The 14893-nt window shown below is 72.3% G+C and carries 13 protein-coding genes; 4 read left to right on the forward strand and 9 right to left on the reverse strand.

Annotated elements, in window-relative coordinates; all coding sequences use genetic code 11:
• Positions 1–24 precede the first annotated feature (24 nt).
• Positions 25–903 (reverse strand): 3-methyl-2-oxobutanoate hydroxymethyltransferase, encoded by an 879-nt coding sequence (gene panB, locus B6R96_RS24720; protein ID WP_030389588.1) that lies wholly within the window; start codon positions 901–903, stop codon positions 25–27.
• A gap of 288 nt (positions 904–1191) precedes the next feature.
• Here panB and B6R96_RS24725 point away from each other — a divergent pair, with 288 nt between their 5' ends.
• Positions 1192–2220: an endonuclease/exonuclease/phosphatase family protein gene (locus B6R96_RS24725; protein WP_053705380.1), complete on the forward strand. Its 1029-nt coding sequence runs from the start codon at positions 1192–1194 to the stop codon at positions 2218–2220.
• 30 nt (positions 2221–2250) lie between these two features.
• Here the strand turns inward: B6R96_RS24725 and B6R96_RS24730 are convergent, their stop codons facing one another.
• From B6R96_RS24730 to B6R96_RS24745, 4 genes are all read right to left on the reverse strand, one after another.
• Positions 2251–4005 (reverse strand): NAD+ synthase, encoded by a 1755-nt coding sequence (locus B6R96_RS24730; RefSeq protein ID WP_081523669.1) that lies wholly within the window; start codon positions 4003–4005, stop codon positions 2251–2253.
• Between the two features lie 93 nt (positions 4006–4098).
• A complete protein-coding gene (locus B6R96_RS24735) occupies positions 4099–5280 on the reverse strand; it encodes a DUF4190 domain-containing protein (protein WP_081523670.1) in 1182 nt (393 codons plus the stop codon).
• A 122-nt stretch (positions 5281–5402) separates the two neighbouring features.
• Entirely contained in the window at positions 5403–7049 is a 1647-nt protein-coding gene (locus B6R96_RS24740) for a multicopper oxidase family protein (RefSeq protein ID WP_081523671.1), read from the reverse strand.
• A gap of 109 nt (positions 7050–7158) precedes the next feature.
• On the reverse strand, positions 7159–7614 hold the full coding sequence (locus B6R96_RS24745) for a DUF6153 family protein (protein WP_081523672.1): 456 nt from the start codon (positions 7612–7614) through the stop codon (positions 7159–7161).
• Between the two features lie 72 nt (positions 7615–7686).
• Here B6R96_RS24745 and B6R96_RS24750 point away from each other — a divergent pair, with 72 nt between their 5' ends.
• Together B6R96_RS24750 and B6R96_RS24755 are read left to right on the forward strand one after the other, a co-directional pair.
• Positions 7687–8388, forward strand: a complete 702-nt coding sequence (locus B6R96_RS24750) for a DUF998 domain-containing protein (RefSeq protein ID WP_081523673.1) — start codon at positions 7687–7689, stop codon at positions 8386–8388.
• 119 nt (positions 8389–8507) lie between these two features.
• Entirely contained in the window at positions 8508–9428 is a 921-nt protein-coding gene (locus tag B6R96_RS24755) for an alpha/beta fold hydrolase (RefSeq protein ID WP_081525238.1), read from the forward strand.
• On the opposite strand, the gene B6R96_RS24760 is transcribed toward B6R96_RS24755, so the two are convergent.
• From B6R96_RS24760 to B6R96_RS24775, 4 genes are all read right to left on the reverse strand, one after another.
• Positions 9413–9832, reverse strand: coding sequence for a CBS domain-containing protein (locus B6R96_RS24760; RefSeq protein ID WP_030389580.1), 420 nt, complete (start codon positions 9830–9832; stop codon positions 9413–9415). The two genes, B6R96_RS24755 and B6R96_RS24760, sit on opposite strands and share 16 nt — an antisense overlap.
• 183 nt (positions 9833–10015) lie before the next feature.
• Positions 10016–10672, reverse strand: coding sequence for a DUF305 domain-containing protein (locus tag B6R96_RS24765; protein ID WP_203351747.1), 657 nt, complete (start codon positions 10670–10672; stop codon positions 10016–10018).
• 107 nt (positions 10673–10779) lie between these two features.
• Positions 10780–11481 carry a DUF3105 domain-containing protein gene (locus tag B6R96_RS24770; protein ID WP_081523675.1) on the reverse strand — a complete coding sequence of 234 codons (702 nt, stop codon included), beginning with the start codon at positions 11479–11481 and terminating at the stop codon, positions 10780–10782.
• Between the two features lie 57 nt (positions 11482–11538).
• The gene (locus B6R96_RS24775) at positions 11539–11964 is read right to left on the reverse strand and encodes a hypothetical protein (RefSeq protein WP_203351767.1); all 426 of its coding nucleotides are present in this window, start codon (positions 11962–11964) and stop codon (positions 11539–11541) included.
• Positions 11965–12136: 172 nt separating this feature from the next.
• Between B6R96_RS24775 and B6R96_RS24780 the strand changes: the two genes are divergently transcribed.
• On the forward strand, positions 12137–13498 hold the full coding sequence (locus tag B6R96_RS24780) for a glutamine synthetase family protein (RefSeq protein WP_030012459.1): 1362 nt from the start codon (positions 12137–12139) through the stop codon (positions 13496–13498).
• The last annotated feature ends 1395 nt before the right edge of the window (positions 13499–14893 follow it).

Consider the following 14893-nt stretch of genomic DNA (forward strand, 5'->3'; position numbering starts at 1 on the left):
CTGTCGCAGCGATCATGCGCACGCTCAGTGGAAGGCGTGCTCCGCCTGCGGGAACGTTCCGCCGACCACGTCCTCGGCGAAGGCCCTCGCCGCGCCGGTCATCGTCTCGCGGAGCTGCGCGTACTGCTTGACGAACTTCGGCATCTTCCCGCCGGTCAGGCCCATCATGTCGGTCCACACCAGCACCTGCGCGTCGCACTCCGCGCCCGCGCCGATGCCGACCGTCGGGATGTGCAGGGAACGGGTGACCTCGGCGGCCAGCTCGGCCGGTACGAGCTCCAGCACCACCGCGAACGCGCCCGCGTCCTGCGCCGCCTTCGCGTCGCGCAGCAGCTGGTGCGCGGCCTCGTCGCCGCGGCCCTGGACCCGGTAGCCCATGGCGTTGACGGACTGCGGGGTCAGGCCCAGGTGGGACATGACGGGGATGCCGGACTGCACGATCAGCTCGGTCTGGGCCAGCGAGCGCTCGCCGCCCTCCAGCTTCACCGCGCCGACCCCGGCCTCCTTGACGAGGCGGGTGGCGCTGCGCAGGGCCTGCACGGCGCCTTCCTGGTACGAGCCGAACGGCATGTCGCCGATGACCAGCGCACGGCTCGTGCCGCGCACGACGGCCGCCGAGAGCATCGTCATCTGGTCCATCGTCACCGGGACGGTGGAGTCGTAGCCGAGGTGGCAGTTGCCCATGGAGTCGCCGACGAGGATGACCGGGATACCGGCCTCGTCGAAGACGGACGCGGTCATCGCGTCGTAGGCGGTGAGCATGGGCCACTTCTCGCCGCGTTCCTTGGCGAGGGTCAGGTCGCGGACGGTGATGCGCCGGGTGCCCGTGCCTCCGTACAGGGTGGGTGCGTGCGACGGAGATGCTGTTGCGGGTTCGCGGGCAGGCGAAACGGCAGGCGTCATTGCAACTGCTCCTTGTGTCATCTCGAGGCGCCCTCACGGCGTCCCCGGACTCACCCCCCATGGTGACATCACGGTGGCCGAAGGCGGAAGTGGTCGGCGGTGCGAGCCCGGCCACGAGCGCCAATGTGCGCGTTTCGTGACAAGCGGAACCCCCTGCGTACGGCCGTTCGTCCTCCCGGACGTACGACCGTGAACGGCGGTCGTGACGTACGGCACGGAAGGCTCCGGTTCATCGCCTAGGGTCAAGGGGCGGGGACGGAGCGCGAGCACGGCAGTGAGGGCAGTGGTATGGCACAGGCGTACATGACGGAGTCGGGGAACGGCGGCTCGGAGCCCGAGCCCTCCGGAACCCCCCTCCGGCGCCGGCTGACCGCCCTGCGCAAGGACCCGGGGATCTGGCGGCGCGGACTGGTCCTCGCCGGGATCGCCGCCCTGATCGCGCTCGTCATGATCTTCCACGAGGACCTGCCCAACGACGTGGGCAACCTCGGCAGCCTCACCGAGACCTTCCTGCCCTGGCTGGGCCTGGCCGTCCCGCTGCTGCTGGCCGGCGCCGTCTACCGCAGGTCGGCCACCGCGGTCATTGCGACCCTGCTGACGGCCGCGGTCTGGGCGAACGTCTTCGGCGGGCTGGTCACCGACAAATCGGGCTCCGGCGGCAATCTGGTGGTGGCCACCCACAACGTCGACGCCGACAACCCCGACCCGCGCGGCACCGCCGAGTCGGTCGCCCGCTCCGGGGCAGACGTCCTGGCCCTGACCGAGCTCAAGGGCAGCGCCGTCCCCGTCTACGAGAAGGCCCTCGCGGCCACGTACAAGTACCACTCGGTCGAGGGCACCGTCGGCGTGTGGAGCAAGTACCCGCTCAGTGCCAGCGCGCCCGTCGACATCCGGATGGGCTGGACCCGGGCCATGCGCGCCACCGTCGCCACACCGCACGGCGAGGTCGCCGCCTTCGTCGCCCACCTGCCCTCGGTCCGGGTCAAGATGAACGCCGGCTTCACCGCCAACCAGCGCGACGACAGCGCCGACGCGCTGGGCGCCGCGCTCGCCGCCGAACCGCTGAAGAAGGTCATCCTGCTCGGCGACCTCAACGGCACCATGAACGACCGCGCCCTGTCCGAGGTGACCTCGCAGATGCGCTCCACCCAGGGCGCGGCCGGCGACGGCTTCGGCTTCAGCTGGCCGGCGCAGTTCCCGATGGCCCGCATCGACCAGATCATGGTCCGCGGGATCAAGCCCGAGGCCTCCTGGACGCTGCCCCGGACCGGCAGCGACCACCTGCCCGTCGCCGCCCGGGTCACCGTAAAGCCCTGACCGGCCCGGCCGGATCGGACGAGCCGCCCCCTACGCCCGCTCGCGCCAGCCGTTCGTGATGGGCAGCCGGCGGTCCTTGCCGAAGCCCTTCGCGGAGATCTTCGTGCCCGGCGGGTACTGGCGCCGCTTGTACTCCGCCGTGTCCACCATCCGCAGCGTCCTGGCCACCAGCTCCGGGTCGAAGCCGGCCGCCACGATCGCGTCCATGCCCTGGTCGCGGTCCACGTACAGGGCGAGGATAGCGTCGAGCACCGGGTAGTCGGGCAGCGAGTCCGTGTCCACCTGGCCCGGGCGCAGCTCGGCGCTCGGCGGCTTCACGATCGAGTTCTCCGGGATCGGCGGGATCTCGCCGCGCTCGGCGGCCGCCCGGTTGCGGTATTCCGCGAGCCGGAAGACGTCCGACTTGTAGACGTCCTTGATCGGCCCGTAGGCGCCCACCGAGTCGCCGTACAGGGTGGAGTAGCCGACGGCCAGCTCCGACTTGTTGCCGGGAGCCAGCACGATGTGGCCCTCCTGGTTGGACAGGGCCATCAGCATGGTGCCGCGCAGCCGGGACTGCAGGTTCTCCTCGGCCAGGCCGGTCAGGCCCAGCGCGCCCATGTAGGCGTCGAACATCGGCTCGATGGAGACGGTCCGGAAGTTCAGACCGGTGCGCTCGGCCAGGCCGGCGGCGTCGCTGCGGGAGTGGTCCGAGGAGTACTTCGAGGGCATCGAGACGCCGTACACGTTCTGCGCGCCGATCGCGTCGCAGGCGATGGCGGCGACCAGAGCGGAGTCGATGCCGCCGGAGAGCCCGATCAGGACGGAGCGGAACCCGTTCTTCCTGACGTACGCGCGCAGGCCCACGACCAGCGCGTCGTAGACCTCCTCGTCGTCGTCGAGCCGGTCGGCGTAGCCGCCGGCGACGACCGGCTCGTACGGCTCCACGGGCTCCTCGGAGAGGATCACGCGCTCGATGCGCAGTCCGTCGTCCACCACGCCCTCGGGCGCGTCGGCGAGGGCCGCGGGCAGGTCCAGGTCGACCAGCACGCAGCCCTCGGAGAACTGCGGGGCGCGGGCGATGACTTCGCCGTCGGCGCCGACGACGATCGAGTCGCCGTCGAAGACCAGCTCGTCCTGGCCGCCGATCATCGCCAGGTAGGCGAGGGTGCAGCCGGCTTCCTGGGCGCGCTTGCGGACCAGTTCGAGGCGCTGGTCGTCCTTGTTGCGCTCGTACGGGGAGGCGTTCACGGAGATCAGCAGCCCGGCCCCGGCGGAGCGGGTGGCCGGGACCCGGCCGCCGTCCTGCCAGAGGTCCTCGCAGATGGCCAGGGCCACGTCGACCCCGCCCACCCGGATCACCGGCTGGGTGCCGCCCGGCACGAAGTACCGGAACTCGTCGAACACGCCATAGTTGGGGAGGTGGTGCTTGGCGAACCGCAGCACGACCCGCCCGCGGTGCAGCACGGCGGCCGCGTTCTCGGGGGAGCCGGCCGGGCGGCCCAGCCGGGGCGTGGCCCGCTCGGTGCGGTCGAGGTAGCCGACGACGACCGGCAGCTCGCCGAGGCCCTCGGTGGCCAGCCGCTCGGCGAGCTCGCGCAGCGCGGTACGGGAGGCCTCCACGAAGGAGCCGCGCAGGGCGAGGTCCTCGACGGGGTACCCGGTCAGCATCATCTCCGGGAACGCCACCAGGTGGGCGCCCTGCTCGGCGGAGTGCCGGGTCCAGTGGACGACCGAGTCGGCATTCGCGGCGATGTCGCCGACGTGCGAGTCGATCTGATTCAGAGCGAGTCGAAGTTGAGGCACGGGGCCCAGTGTAATCGTCTTTCTGACGCGATGTCCCTGGGCCCCGCTTGTTTCCCGCTGTTTTCCGGTGTTTTCCGGGGTGGTGATGCTCCGTCAGCCGATGGGGCCGGCGTACTTGACGTCGTCGAGCATCGTCCCGGCGGAGATGTCCGCGGTGATGCTCTTGGTGCCCTCGGGGACCTCGAAGGCCACGACCCCGCTGGCGGATTCGCCCGGCAGGATGGAGCCGCGGATCAGCTTCGGGACGTTGCCGGTGCTGTCGTAGACGGTGTCCGCGGTCATGCCCCGGTCGTCGCGGACGTTCGGCATCGCGTAGATGACCTCGTGCGGGGTGGTCGAGCCGTTGGTGATGGTGACGGTGATCTGGATGGCGTTCTTGATCCGCTCGCGGGCGACGATGCCCTTCGGCTCGTACGCCTTCGGCACGGACAGGCTCACCTTGACGCCGTTCGGGTACGTGAAGGTCTCGCCGAACGGCAGCGCGCTGGTCAGCCCGGGGACCTGGGAGGGCGACGGGGACTTGGACGGCCAGGGCTCACCGCTGGGTGCGAGCCCGTCGAGCTCGCGGTCCCAGTCCTCGTCCTCGATCTGCTGGTCGAGGCGGTCGCCGGCCTTCTCGACGACCAGGGCGGTCAGGAAGAAGCCGCCGACCGAGGCGAGCATGCCGGCCACGCCGAGAACGGTGCCGACGACGGCCATCGACTTGTGCGGGGCGCCCTTGTTGGCGCGGACGGTACCGCCGATGCCGAGGCCCAGGCCGACGGCGGCGAGCACGGTGCCGGCCCAGAAGAGGAACGGGATGACGGCGAGGAGGATGCCGAAGCCGCTGACCACGAGGGCGGCGATGGCGAGGCCGTTGCCGGGCTCGGCGGCGCGCGGGTAGGCGCCGTACGGGACGTGGCCGGGGTCGGGCGCGCCCCACACGTTGGCGGGTGCGCCGGGCGCGCCGGGGGTGCCGAAGCCCGGGGCCGGGGCCGGGGCCGCGGGAGCGGGGGAGGGCGGGGCGAAGGGCGACGGGGCCGGGGCGGCCGGAGCCTGCTCCGGGGAGTCCGCGGCGGGGACATCGGGGGCGGGTGCCTCAGGGGTCGCTGCGGCCTCGGGTGCCTCAGGGGTCTGCTCTGAGGCGGCCGGGGCGGCCGGGGCGGCCGGGGTCTTCTCCAGCGAGAGCGGCTGAGCGGGCGGCGCCGGTATGGAGTCCGTCTCGGGCGTCGGAGTGCCCTCCGGCCCGGTCGGCGGACCGGCAGGGGTACTGGGCGGGTTCGGCGGGGTGCTCATACCGGCGGGGTCGTCCTTCTTTCGCGACAGTCGTGATCACGGCAAGGGTGCCATGCCCACGACCGGACCCCACCCGAATTCCCGCGCGGCCCCCGGCACCGGGCGCCGCGCGGGAGATCAGGCTAGAGCTGGTAGCCGAGCACCGTCATCATTCCGGACTCCGAGTGGTAGACGTTGTGGCAGTGCGTCATCCACAGCCCGGGGTTGTCCGCGTCGAAGTCCACCGTCAGCCTGCGGCCCGGCAGGACGATCGCGGTGTCCTTGCGCGCCCCGCCCGGCTGCTCACCCAGCGCGAAGGTGTGCCCGTGCAGGTGCAGCGGGTGCCACATGGGGGTCGCGTTGGCGAAGACCAGCCGGACCCGCTCGCCCGCCTTCACCGGGTGCCGCTGGTCCGGGGTGTACGGCTTGCCGTCGAAGGACCAGTTGTACCTCTGCATGGAGCCGCTCAACTTGATCTGCACCGTACGGTCCGGATCGCGCGGGGCGAGCGCGGCCGACCCGGCCGCCCTGAGCGCGTCCGCCATCAGCGGTGGCGCGTCCAGCTCCGACGGCCGGGTGGCGGCCGTGGGCGCCGTCCCCGACCCGGTGCGCAGCACCGCGAGCGCCGATCCCTCCTTGCCCTCGGCCAGCGCGGTGAGCGGGAACACCCCGTCCCGGGCGGTCACCAGGACGTCGTACCGCTCGCCCATGCCCAGCAGCAGCGAGGCGGTCGTGGCCTGCTCCACCGGGTAGCCGTCGGTGTGGGTGACCGTCAGTTCGTGGCCGCCGAGGGCGATGCGGAACGCGGTGTCCCCGCCGGCGTTGATGAGGCGCAGCCGGATCCGGTCCCCGGGGCGGGCGGTGAGGACCGACGGGTCGTCCGGCACCCGTCCGTTGATCAGGTAGTGCGCGTAGGCCACGTCGCCCGCGTCCCCGCCGAGGTAGTCGCTGTGGCCGCCCATGGCGACGTACGAGCGCTTCTTGCCGGTGCTGGGGGCCGGGGCGGAGGCGGCGGCGGAGGGGGCGGCGGAGGGGGTCTGCCCGTGGCCCGCGTGGGCTCCGGCGCTGCCGTCCATGCCCTTGCGGAGTTCGGCGAGCACGGCGTCCGGGGTGGCGCCGTCCACTCCGTCGATCCAGTCGTCCAGGACCACCACCCACTCCTTGTCGTAGGAGAGGGGCTCCTTCGGGTCCTCGACGATCAGCGGGGCGTACAGGCCGCGGTCCTGCTGGACCCCGGTGTGCGGGTGGAACCAGTACGTCCCCGGGTGCGGGACGGCGAACCGGTACGGGAACGACCCGCCGGGAGCGATGTCCCGCTGGGTCAGCCCCGGGACCCCGTCCATGTCGTTGCGCAGCGCGAGGCCGTGCCAGTGCAGGGAGGTGGCCTCGGGGAGGTTGTTGGCCAGGGTGAGGGCGAGCGTGCCGCCCGCGGTGGCCCGGACCTCCTGGCCCGGGAGCCGGTCCCCGTACGCCCAGGAGCGGACGGTGATCCCGGCGCCGAGGTCGAGCGGGGTGGCGGTGGCGGTCACCTTGACCTCGGTGACGGGGCCGGTGGCCTTGCGGGCGGCCTCGGCGGCCCGCACCTCGGGCCCGGCCGGGTCCACGTACCCCTCGGGCACGTCGGCGGCGGAACCGCCGTGGTTCATCGAGCCGTGGCCGGTGCCGGAGCCGGTACCTCCGGAGTGGCCGGAGCCGCCGGACGGGCCGGAGCAGGCGGCGAGCAGCCCGGAGCCGAGGGCGGCGGCCGCGGAGGCGGCCAGGACGGCGCGACGGGTGGGAAGAGAGCGCATGGAAGCACCTCGTGGGTGTGGTGTTACGGACGCATGGGCACGGTTCGGCGCCGCCCCGGCGCATGCACGGGCACACGCGGGCATGCGGGGGCGGCGGCCGGGGCCGGGCCTAGATCCGCAGGACCGCCAGCCGGGTGAGGAGCTCGCGGGGGGCGGGCGGGTCCGGACCGCCACCGGACCGGCCCGGTATGCGGGCCGCGCCCCCGAGCGGCGCGGCTGCGCGGGATCCGGGCCGGCCGGTGCCGATGAGCACCACGACGAGCCCCGCGAGCACGGCGAGGCAGACCGACATGGGGTCCATCTCGGTCGCGGGCATCGTGTGACCCCACGAGGAGACCGCGGGGGCGGGCGTGTCGGCGGCCGGGACCGCGGTGTGGCGAGTGCCACCGTGCCCGGCCGGGGCAGCCGGCCCCGCCGAGGCAACGGAGTGGGCCGGGGACACGTCCTCCATGGCGTGGGACTCGGTCGGATGGCCCAGGGTGTGCATGGTGACGATGCCCAGCAACAGCGCGGCGAGCAGCAGCAACCGGACCCCCGGGGCGGCTCGCCGAGCACTGCGCGTCATGATGGGAACCCTACCCGGGGTGGGTATCCGATCGGAGGACCGACCCCGGGTCTGCTTAGGATTAGTCACACTATGTCCCTGCATGGACTTTCCCCGCGGAGCGCCCGGCCGGTCGCCGTCCTGATCGGCCTCGCCGCGGCCGCCTACACCGCGTGGGTGCTCGAAGTCGTCCTCTCCACGGGCCTCAACCCCATCGAGACGTACGTCAGCGAGCTCGCCGCCCAGGACCAGCCGCTCGGCGGCCTCTTCCGGGCCACCGACTTCACCGCCGGGCTGCTGGCCTTCACCGGTGGACTGCTCGCGCTCTTCCGGCTGCTGAGGTGCGCCGAGTCCCGGCGCCCCTGGGCCGTCACGGGCTGGGCCGGGGTCACGCTCTTCGGCGCGGCCACCGCCGCCGACGCCTGGCTGCCGCTGAGCTGCACCCCCACCGTGGACCCCGTGTGCGCCGCCCGGGAGACCGCCGGACTGGTCCCCGCCACCCATCAGGCCCATGCCGTCAGCAGCGGCCTCGCCATGACCGGGGCCCTCGTCGGCCTCGTCGCGCTCACCGTGGCCGCCCGCCGCTACGGCTGGTTCGCCCCGCTCGCCCGCTACGGACCCGCGATCGTCGTCCTCGAACTGCTCGCCACCGTCTGGACCCTGACCGCGATCGCCCTGTTCACCGCCGGGCGCGGGACCTGGGCCCTCGGCGCCGGCCAGCGGCTCCAGGTGCTGCTCGTGGCGATCTGGCTGGGCCTGCTCGCCCACTCCGTCCACAAGGAAGGCCGTACGTGAGGCCGTACGCGAAGCCCCCGCTCGGGCCGTCCGAGGGGCCGCCGCTCGGGCCGTCCGAGAGGCCTTCCGAGGTGCCGTCCGAGGTGCTTTCCGCGAGCGGCGCCGGCCGGTTCGTCCGCGTGGACGGGGTCCCGCTGCACGTCCTCGTCGAGGGCCGGGGGCCCGTGTGCGTGCTCAGCGCCGGGCTCGCCATGGCCTGGTTCGACTGGGACCCCGTCGTCGCACCGCTCGTCGCCGCGGGCCGCACCGTCGTCCGCTTCGACCGCCCCGGGCACGGCCTCAGCGGCCCCGCCACCGAGCCCCCCACCACCGCCGGGGAGGCCCACCGGATCGCCGGCCTGCTGGACGCGCTGGGGCGGGCGGGGCTCATCGGCCCCGGTGCCGGTGGCGGTGCCGTCACCGGTGCCGCCAACGCCGACGCCGACGCCGACGCCGACGGCTCGCGGGTCACCGTGGTCGGGCACTCCATCGCCGGGTTCCACGCCGAGGCCTTCGCCCGCCTGTACCCCGAGCGCACCGCTGGTCTGGTCCTCGTCGACGGCAGCGTCGAGGAGGCCCCCCGTACGGCCGTGCCCGTCGCGCTGCGCATCGCCGCCGCCCGGGCCCTCGGCCGGGCCGTGAGCGCCGTCGGGCTGCCGGCCGCGCTGGGGCCACTTGCGCGGCGCGCCACCGTACGGGCCTCCCGCACCGGCGGCTCCGACCCGGCCGCACGGGACCTCGTACGCCGTTGCTACCGCACCGGCCGCGTCTGGCGCGGCGCCCTGCTGGAGAACTCCCGCTACCCGGACATGGCCGCCGAACTCCAGGCCCTGCGCGCCACGCACCCGCTGACCGCCCCCACCACCGTCCTCGCCGGTCACGACGGATCGGCCGGCCGCGGGCCCCTGCACTGGCTCTCCCGCCAGGCGGACCTCGCCGACCTGCTCGGCGCCCGCTTCGAGGTCGCCGAGCCCGCCGGACACCTGGTCATGCTGGACCGCCCGGACGAGGTGGTCAGGGCGGTCCTGGAAACGGCCGGGCGGGGTCAGGCCCGTGCGTAGACCTTCTCCACGAAGGTCGCCATCTGGTCGTCGGAGAGGTGCTGGGCGAGGTCGGCCTCGCTGATCATGCCCACCAGCTTCTTGTTCCGGATCACCGGAAGGCGGCGGATCTGGTGGCTCTGCATCTCCTCCAGCACGTCGGTGACGTCCGCGCCCGCCTCGATCCAGCGCGGGGTGCCCTGGGCCATGTCACCGCAGGTGACCTTCGCCGGGTCGTGGCCCTTGGCCACGCAGTTCACGACGATGTCGCGGTCGGTGAGGATGCCGCACAGCCGCTCCTCGGAGTCGCTGATGGGCAGGGCGCCCACATTCAGCCGGGCCATCAGCTGGGCGGCCCGGTCGAGGGTCTCGGTGGCGGGAATCCACTGGGCCCCGGGGTGCATGATGTCTGCGGCGGTGGTCATCGCTGAACCTCCTGAGCACGCCGTGCGACACCGGGCGCGGACGCGTCCGGCGGGGCGTCCCGCAGGGGCCCGAGACGGGTCCTTGCCCCGGGGCGGGCCCCGATCCCGAAACGGGTCCCCGCACGGCGGAGTACGCCCGTACGGGTGAGAGGGCGCCTCCCACCACCGTACGGGCGTCTCCCGTCACCCGCGCGGCGCGGCCCCGCGCTGCTTCAGCATGTCCGCCATCAGCGTGAGCTCCGAACGCTGCGCGTCGACCATGCCCTGCGCGAGCGCCTTCTCGACCGGGGTCCCGCACTGCTGCGCACAGCCCTCGGCCATCGCGACGCCGCCCTTGTGGTGGTCGGTCATCAGCTGGAGGAAGAGCACCTCCGCGTCCCGGCCCGAGGCGGCGCCCAGCCGTTCCAGCTCCTCCCTGGTGGCCATGCCCGGCATCAGCGCACCGGAGGCGGGGTCCGCCGTACGGCCGCCGTGGCCGTCATGGCCGGCACGGTCGTCGCCGCCCGAGGCAGCCCCCATCCAGGCCATCGGCGGCTCGTCGGCCACCACCTTCGGCAGCCCCCACAGGTCCAGCCAGCCGAGCAGCATGCCCCGCTGGTTGGCCTGGGTGTTGGCGATGTCGTAGGCGAGGGTGCGCACCGCCTCGTCCTGGGTGCGGTCGCGCACGATGAAGGACATCTCCACCGCCTGCTGGTGGTGCACCGCCATGTCCCGGGCGAAGCCGGCGTCCGGCGACCGGAGCCCCGGCGTACGGGGCTCCGCAGGGGCCGGCGCACCGGACCCGGCGGATGCGCCGCCGCCGTTCGCGGCGGCGACCGTGGCCGCCGCCGCGAACAGCAGGGCCAGCAGGACGGCCGTGCCCGCGACCCAGTACGTACGGGGGACGGGGCGGGCGGGACGGTCGGGGCGGTCGGGACGGGCGGGGAGGACCGGGGGGACCGGGCCGCTCACTTGCCGGCCACCCCGCTCGTGCAGGCCGCGCCCGGCTCCGGGGTCTGCTCGCCCTGCACGTACTTGGTGAAGAACTGCGTCACCCGGGGGTCGTCCGCACTGTCCACGGTCAGCTGCTTGCCCCACGCGCTGAGCATGATCGAGCCGGTCTGCTCCTTGACCGGGCTCATCAGCGTGTAGGGGGTCTTGCCGACAGTCGCGGCGAGCTTGTCCACGTCGGCCTTGGGGGCCTTCTCGTTGTACGTCACCCAGACCGCACCGTGCTCCAGCGAGTGCACGGCGTTCACCTCCGGCACCGGGTTCTTGTAGACGTCACCGTTGCAGTTCATCCAGCGGGGGTGGTGGTCGCCGCCGACCGGCGGGTTCATCTCGTACTTCACCGGGGTCTCGACGTGGTTGCGGCCGAGGTTCTTCACGTCCCAGAGCTGCTCGCCCTCGACCGGCTTCTTACGGATCTCCTCGGCCTCCTTGCGGATCTTCTCCGCGGCGACCTGCTTGCGCTCCTCGGCCTGCTTCTGGTCGATCAGCACCCAGGTGCCGAAGCCGACCAGGCCGACGACGATGGCGGACGCGGCCGTGATCGCGATGGCCTTGTTGCGCCGCTCCCGGATCTTCTCGACGCGGCGCATCTCGGCTATGCGCGCCTGCCGGGAGGTCGGGTCGATGTTCTGGTTGGTCCTGCCGGACTTGCTGGCCATGTGCCCTGGTTCCTTCTGCTGAGGGGGGTGGATGAAAGCGAAACCAAACCGGACCTGTCAGGTCCGCAGCACCTGGAGGGCATGCAGGTCGGGGGCGCGCGCCGGCGGGCCGGCCGTCCGGATCGGGCCCGGCGCGGCCGGGGGCGCCGTGGACGGCAGCTCACCGCCCGCGACGGCCACGACGGGCGGCGGAACGGGCAGCACGCCCGGGGTGACGCGCGCGAGGGGCGAACACCCGGGCAGGTCGTACGGGGACACACAGACGACGACGTGCGCCGAACCGTGCCCCTGCGCCTGCGCCTGCGCCGCCGCCTGCGCCGCCGTCTGGGCCCCGGCCGGCGGCGGAGGCGGTACGTGCGACTCGCCCGAACGCGCGCACAGCAGCAGCGCGCCGGCCAGCACCCCGAAGACCGTCAACAGGACGGCACGCCGAAGTCCGGGACGTCCGCGACGCCCCGACCGCGTGTACTGCCGGCCCCCCATGGGCGCAGATGGTAATGCTCATGACCGGCCCCAGGTCAGTGCGGGGGTGCCGCGAGCTTTCCGGGGTGCGTAATGTGGCGGAAACCACGGCTGGCGATACTGGGCGAGCCCGACTGTGCCCCGACTGTCGAGGCGGTGGTGCACAGGCCGTCTGAACTGCGAGGATGAAGGCATGGACAAGCAGCAGGAATTCGTCCTCCGGACGCTTGAGGAGCGCGACATCCGCTTCGTGCGCCTGTGGTTCACCGATGTACTGGGCTTCCTGAAGTCCGTCGCGGTCGCCCCTGCGGAACTGGAGCAGGCCTTCGACGAGGGCATCGGCTTCGACGGCTCCGCGATCGAGGGCTTCGCGCGGGTCTACGAGTCCGACATGATCGCCAAGCCGGACCCGAGCACGTTCCAGATACTGCCGTGGCGCGCGGAGGCCCCCGGGACCGCCCGGATGTTCTGCGACATCCTGATGCCGGACGGCTCGCCGTCCTTCGCGGACCCGCGCTACGTCCTCAAGCGCATCCTGGCCAAGACCTCCGACCTGGGCTTCACCTTCTACACCCACCCGGAGATCGAGTTCTTCCTGCTGAAGGACAAGCCGCTGGACGGCACCCGCCCGGTCCCGGCCGACAACTCCGGCTACTTCGACCACACTCCGCAGAACGTGGGCATGGACTTCCGCCGCCAGGCGATCACCATGCTCGAATCGATGGGCATCTCGGTGGAGTTCAGCCACCACGAGGGCGCCCCCGGCCAGCAGGAGATCGACCTCCGCTACGCCGACGCGCTCTCCACGGCGGACAACATCATGACGTTCCGCCTGGTGATGAAGCAGGTGGCCCTCGAACAGGGCGTGCAGGCCACCTTCATGCCGAAGCCGTTCTCGGAGTACCCGGGCTCGGGCATGCACACCCACCTGTCTCTCTTCGAGGGCGACCGCAACGCCTTCTACGAGTCGGGCGCCGAGTACCAGCTCTCCAAGGTCGGCCGCTCCTTCATCGCGGGCCTGCTGCGCCACGCGGCGGAGACGGCCGCGGTCACCAACCAGTGGGTCAACTCCTACAAGCGCATCTGGGGCGGCTCCTCCCGCAGCGCCGGCGCGGGCGGCGAGGCCCCGTCGTACATCTGCTGGGGCCACAACAACCGCTCGGCCCTGATCCGCGTCCCGATGTACAAGCCGGGCAAGACGGGCTCCTCCCGCGTCGAGGTCCGCTCGATCGACTCGGGCGCCAACCCGTACCTCACGTACGCCGTCCTCCTGGCGGCCGGCCTCAAGGGCATCGAGGAGGGCTACGAACTCCCGGCGGGCGCCGACGACGACGTCTGGGCCCTCTCCGACGCCGAACGCCGCGCGATGGGCATCGAACCCCTCCCGCAGAACCTCGGCGAGGCCATCGCCCTGATGGAACGCAGCGAACTGGTCGCCGAAACCCTCGGCGAACACGTCTTCGACTTCTTCCTCCGCAACAAGAAGCAGGAGTGGGAGGAATACCGCTCGGAGGTCACGGCCTTCGAACTCCGCAAAAACCTCCCGGTGCTGTAACCGCAGGTCAGCGGCAGTACCCCAGCAACTCGGCACCCCGGGCCGGCGGCACTCAGCCGCCGGCCCGGACCCGTTTCACCCCTCCTGGGCAGTCTGTGGACCGTCAGTCGCTGGCCCGGTAGACCTCATCATCCATAGCCCGCAGCGTGCGCTCGCGGAGCGGTCGGGAAGGCCGCCGCGCAGGGTGGCGCGGGGTTCGCGCGCTGTCCGAGCCCCGGATTTCTGCGTCACTGCGTCACTAGTCCGGCACGACCGACGCGGCCGGTCAGATCCCCGACTGAGCCGAGCAATGATCGACTTGCAAAGCAGCGTCGGCGGTTCGAAACCGTCCGGGCCGGCCAGACAGAAGCCCCCGCCGATCCCGGCGGGGGCTTCTGCACCCGAAACTGACATGAACGGGAGCGGCTACCCCGCCCTGCACGCAGCCGGAGCGGCAAACGTGCTCTCTCCGTTGAAGACGCGGCGCGCGGCTGTGGTCATTCTCCCGACCGCCTCCAGTCGGGCACCCCCAGCTTGCTCAACGGCTTCCCTGGATCCCTGAGCCTGACGGTGGGCCAAGATGACAGCCAGCTCGTGGTCGAGGCTTCGGCGCGCTTGAGCAGCCGCAAGAGCGACACCCGCCGGGCCTTCGACGCTGACGATCGCCTCATGCTCGATGACCTCATGCAGAGCCTGTTGCGCACCCTTACGGCGATCTCGGTACTCATCCTCGGTGATGTCCGCCTCGCTCATGCGGACAAGCAGCCCCGCTGTGCGCACGGCAGCAGAAATGAACTTCGCGTACGCCTCCCGCCTCGATGCACGGGCCTCAGACTCTCGTTGCGCGGCTTGGGTGCCTGCTGCTAGCGCGTGCTGGGTGTTCGCCTGATGGCGTACCCCTCGCACGGCCCACCAGGCGGCAAGGCCGGCAGCCGCAAATGACGAAGCCGAGGGGATGATGGTCTCTACTACTCCATTTACCCTCAGATCACACCAAACCTTGGCCCACCGGTGCAGCCGAACATCAGGATCGGGACTTCCCCGGCCCTTCCCCGGCCGCCGTGGGGCCGTCGGGGAACAGACCGCGGCAAGCACTCCTGCCCCGCCAGCTCTGGGGCCTATTCGTGGACCGGCGAGGCGGCGGATGTCGCCTCCAGGCCCTTGGCCTCGCTATACGCGTGGCGCACACGGGGCCTCCGGAGTCGTGTGCTGTTCAGCTGGTGGCGTCAGGCGACAGCACCGTGGATGCGGCGGCGTGATTCGGGCAGGCGGCCCACCAGCTGTCGCCGCCGGCGTCGCTGACCCGAACGCTCCAAGCCGCCTTGCGGGAGCAGGGAGCCCCCCAAGTGCACTCGCCCCGTGCCGAAGCCGTGCCGTCCCGATGGTTGTCAGCTGCCCACGTGAGCTTCTCTCGGA

It is taken from the genome of Streptomyces sp. Sge12, from assembly GCF_002080455.1.
In the GTDB taxonomy this organism is placed as follows: Bacteria; Actinomycetota; Actinomycetes; order Streptomycetales; family Streptomycetaceae; genus Streptomyces.

Coding starts and splice junctions, on each gene's coding strand:
- panB (WP_030389588.1), bottom strand. CDS start 903: ATGACGCCTGCCGTTTCGCCTGCCCGCGAACCCGCAACAGCATCTCCG.
- B6R96_RS24725 (WP_053705380.1), top strand. CDS start 1,192: ATGGCACAGGCGTACATGACGGAGTCGGGGAACGGCGGCTCGGAGCCC.
- B6R96_RS24735 (WP_081523670.1), bottom strand. CDS start 5,280: ATGAGCACCCCGCCGAACCCGCCCAGTACCCCTGCCGGTCCGCCGACC.
- B6R96_RS24740 (WP_081523671.1), bottom strand. CDS start 7,049: ATGCGCTCTCTTCCCACCCGTCGCGCCGTCCTGGCCGCCTCCGCGGCC.
- B6R96_RS24745 (WP_081523672.1), bottom strand. CDS start 7,614: ATGACGCGCAGTGCTCGGCGAGCCGCCCCGGGGGTCCGGTTGCTGCTG.
- B6R96_RS24750 (WP_081523673.1), top strand. CDS start 7,687: ATGTCCCTGCATGGACTTTCCCCGCGGAGCGCCCGGCCGGTCGCCGTC.
- B6R96_RS24760 (WP_030389580.1), bottom strand. CDS start 9,832: ATGACCACCGCCGCAGACATCATGCACCCCGGGGCCCAGTGGATTCCC.
- B6R96_RS24770 (WP_081523675.1), bottom strand. CDS start 11,481: ATGGCCAGCAAGTCCGGCAGGACCAACCAGAACATCGACCCGACCTCC.
- B6R96_RS24775 (WP_203351767.1), bottom strand. CDS start 11,964: ATGGGGGGCCGGCAGTACACGCGGTCGGGGCGTCGCGGACGTCCCGGA.
- B6R96_RS24780 (WP_030012459.1), top strand. CDS start 12,137: ATGGACAAGCAGCAGGAATTCGTCCTCCGGACGCTTGAGGAGCGCGAC.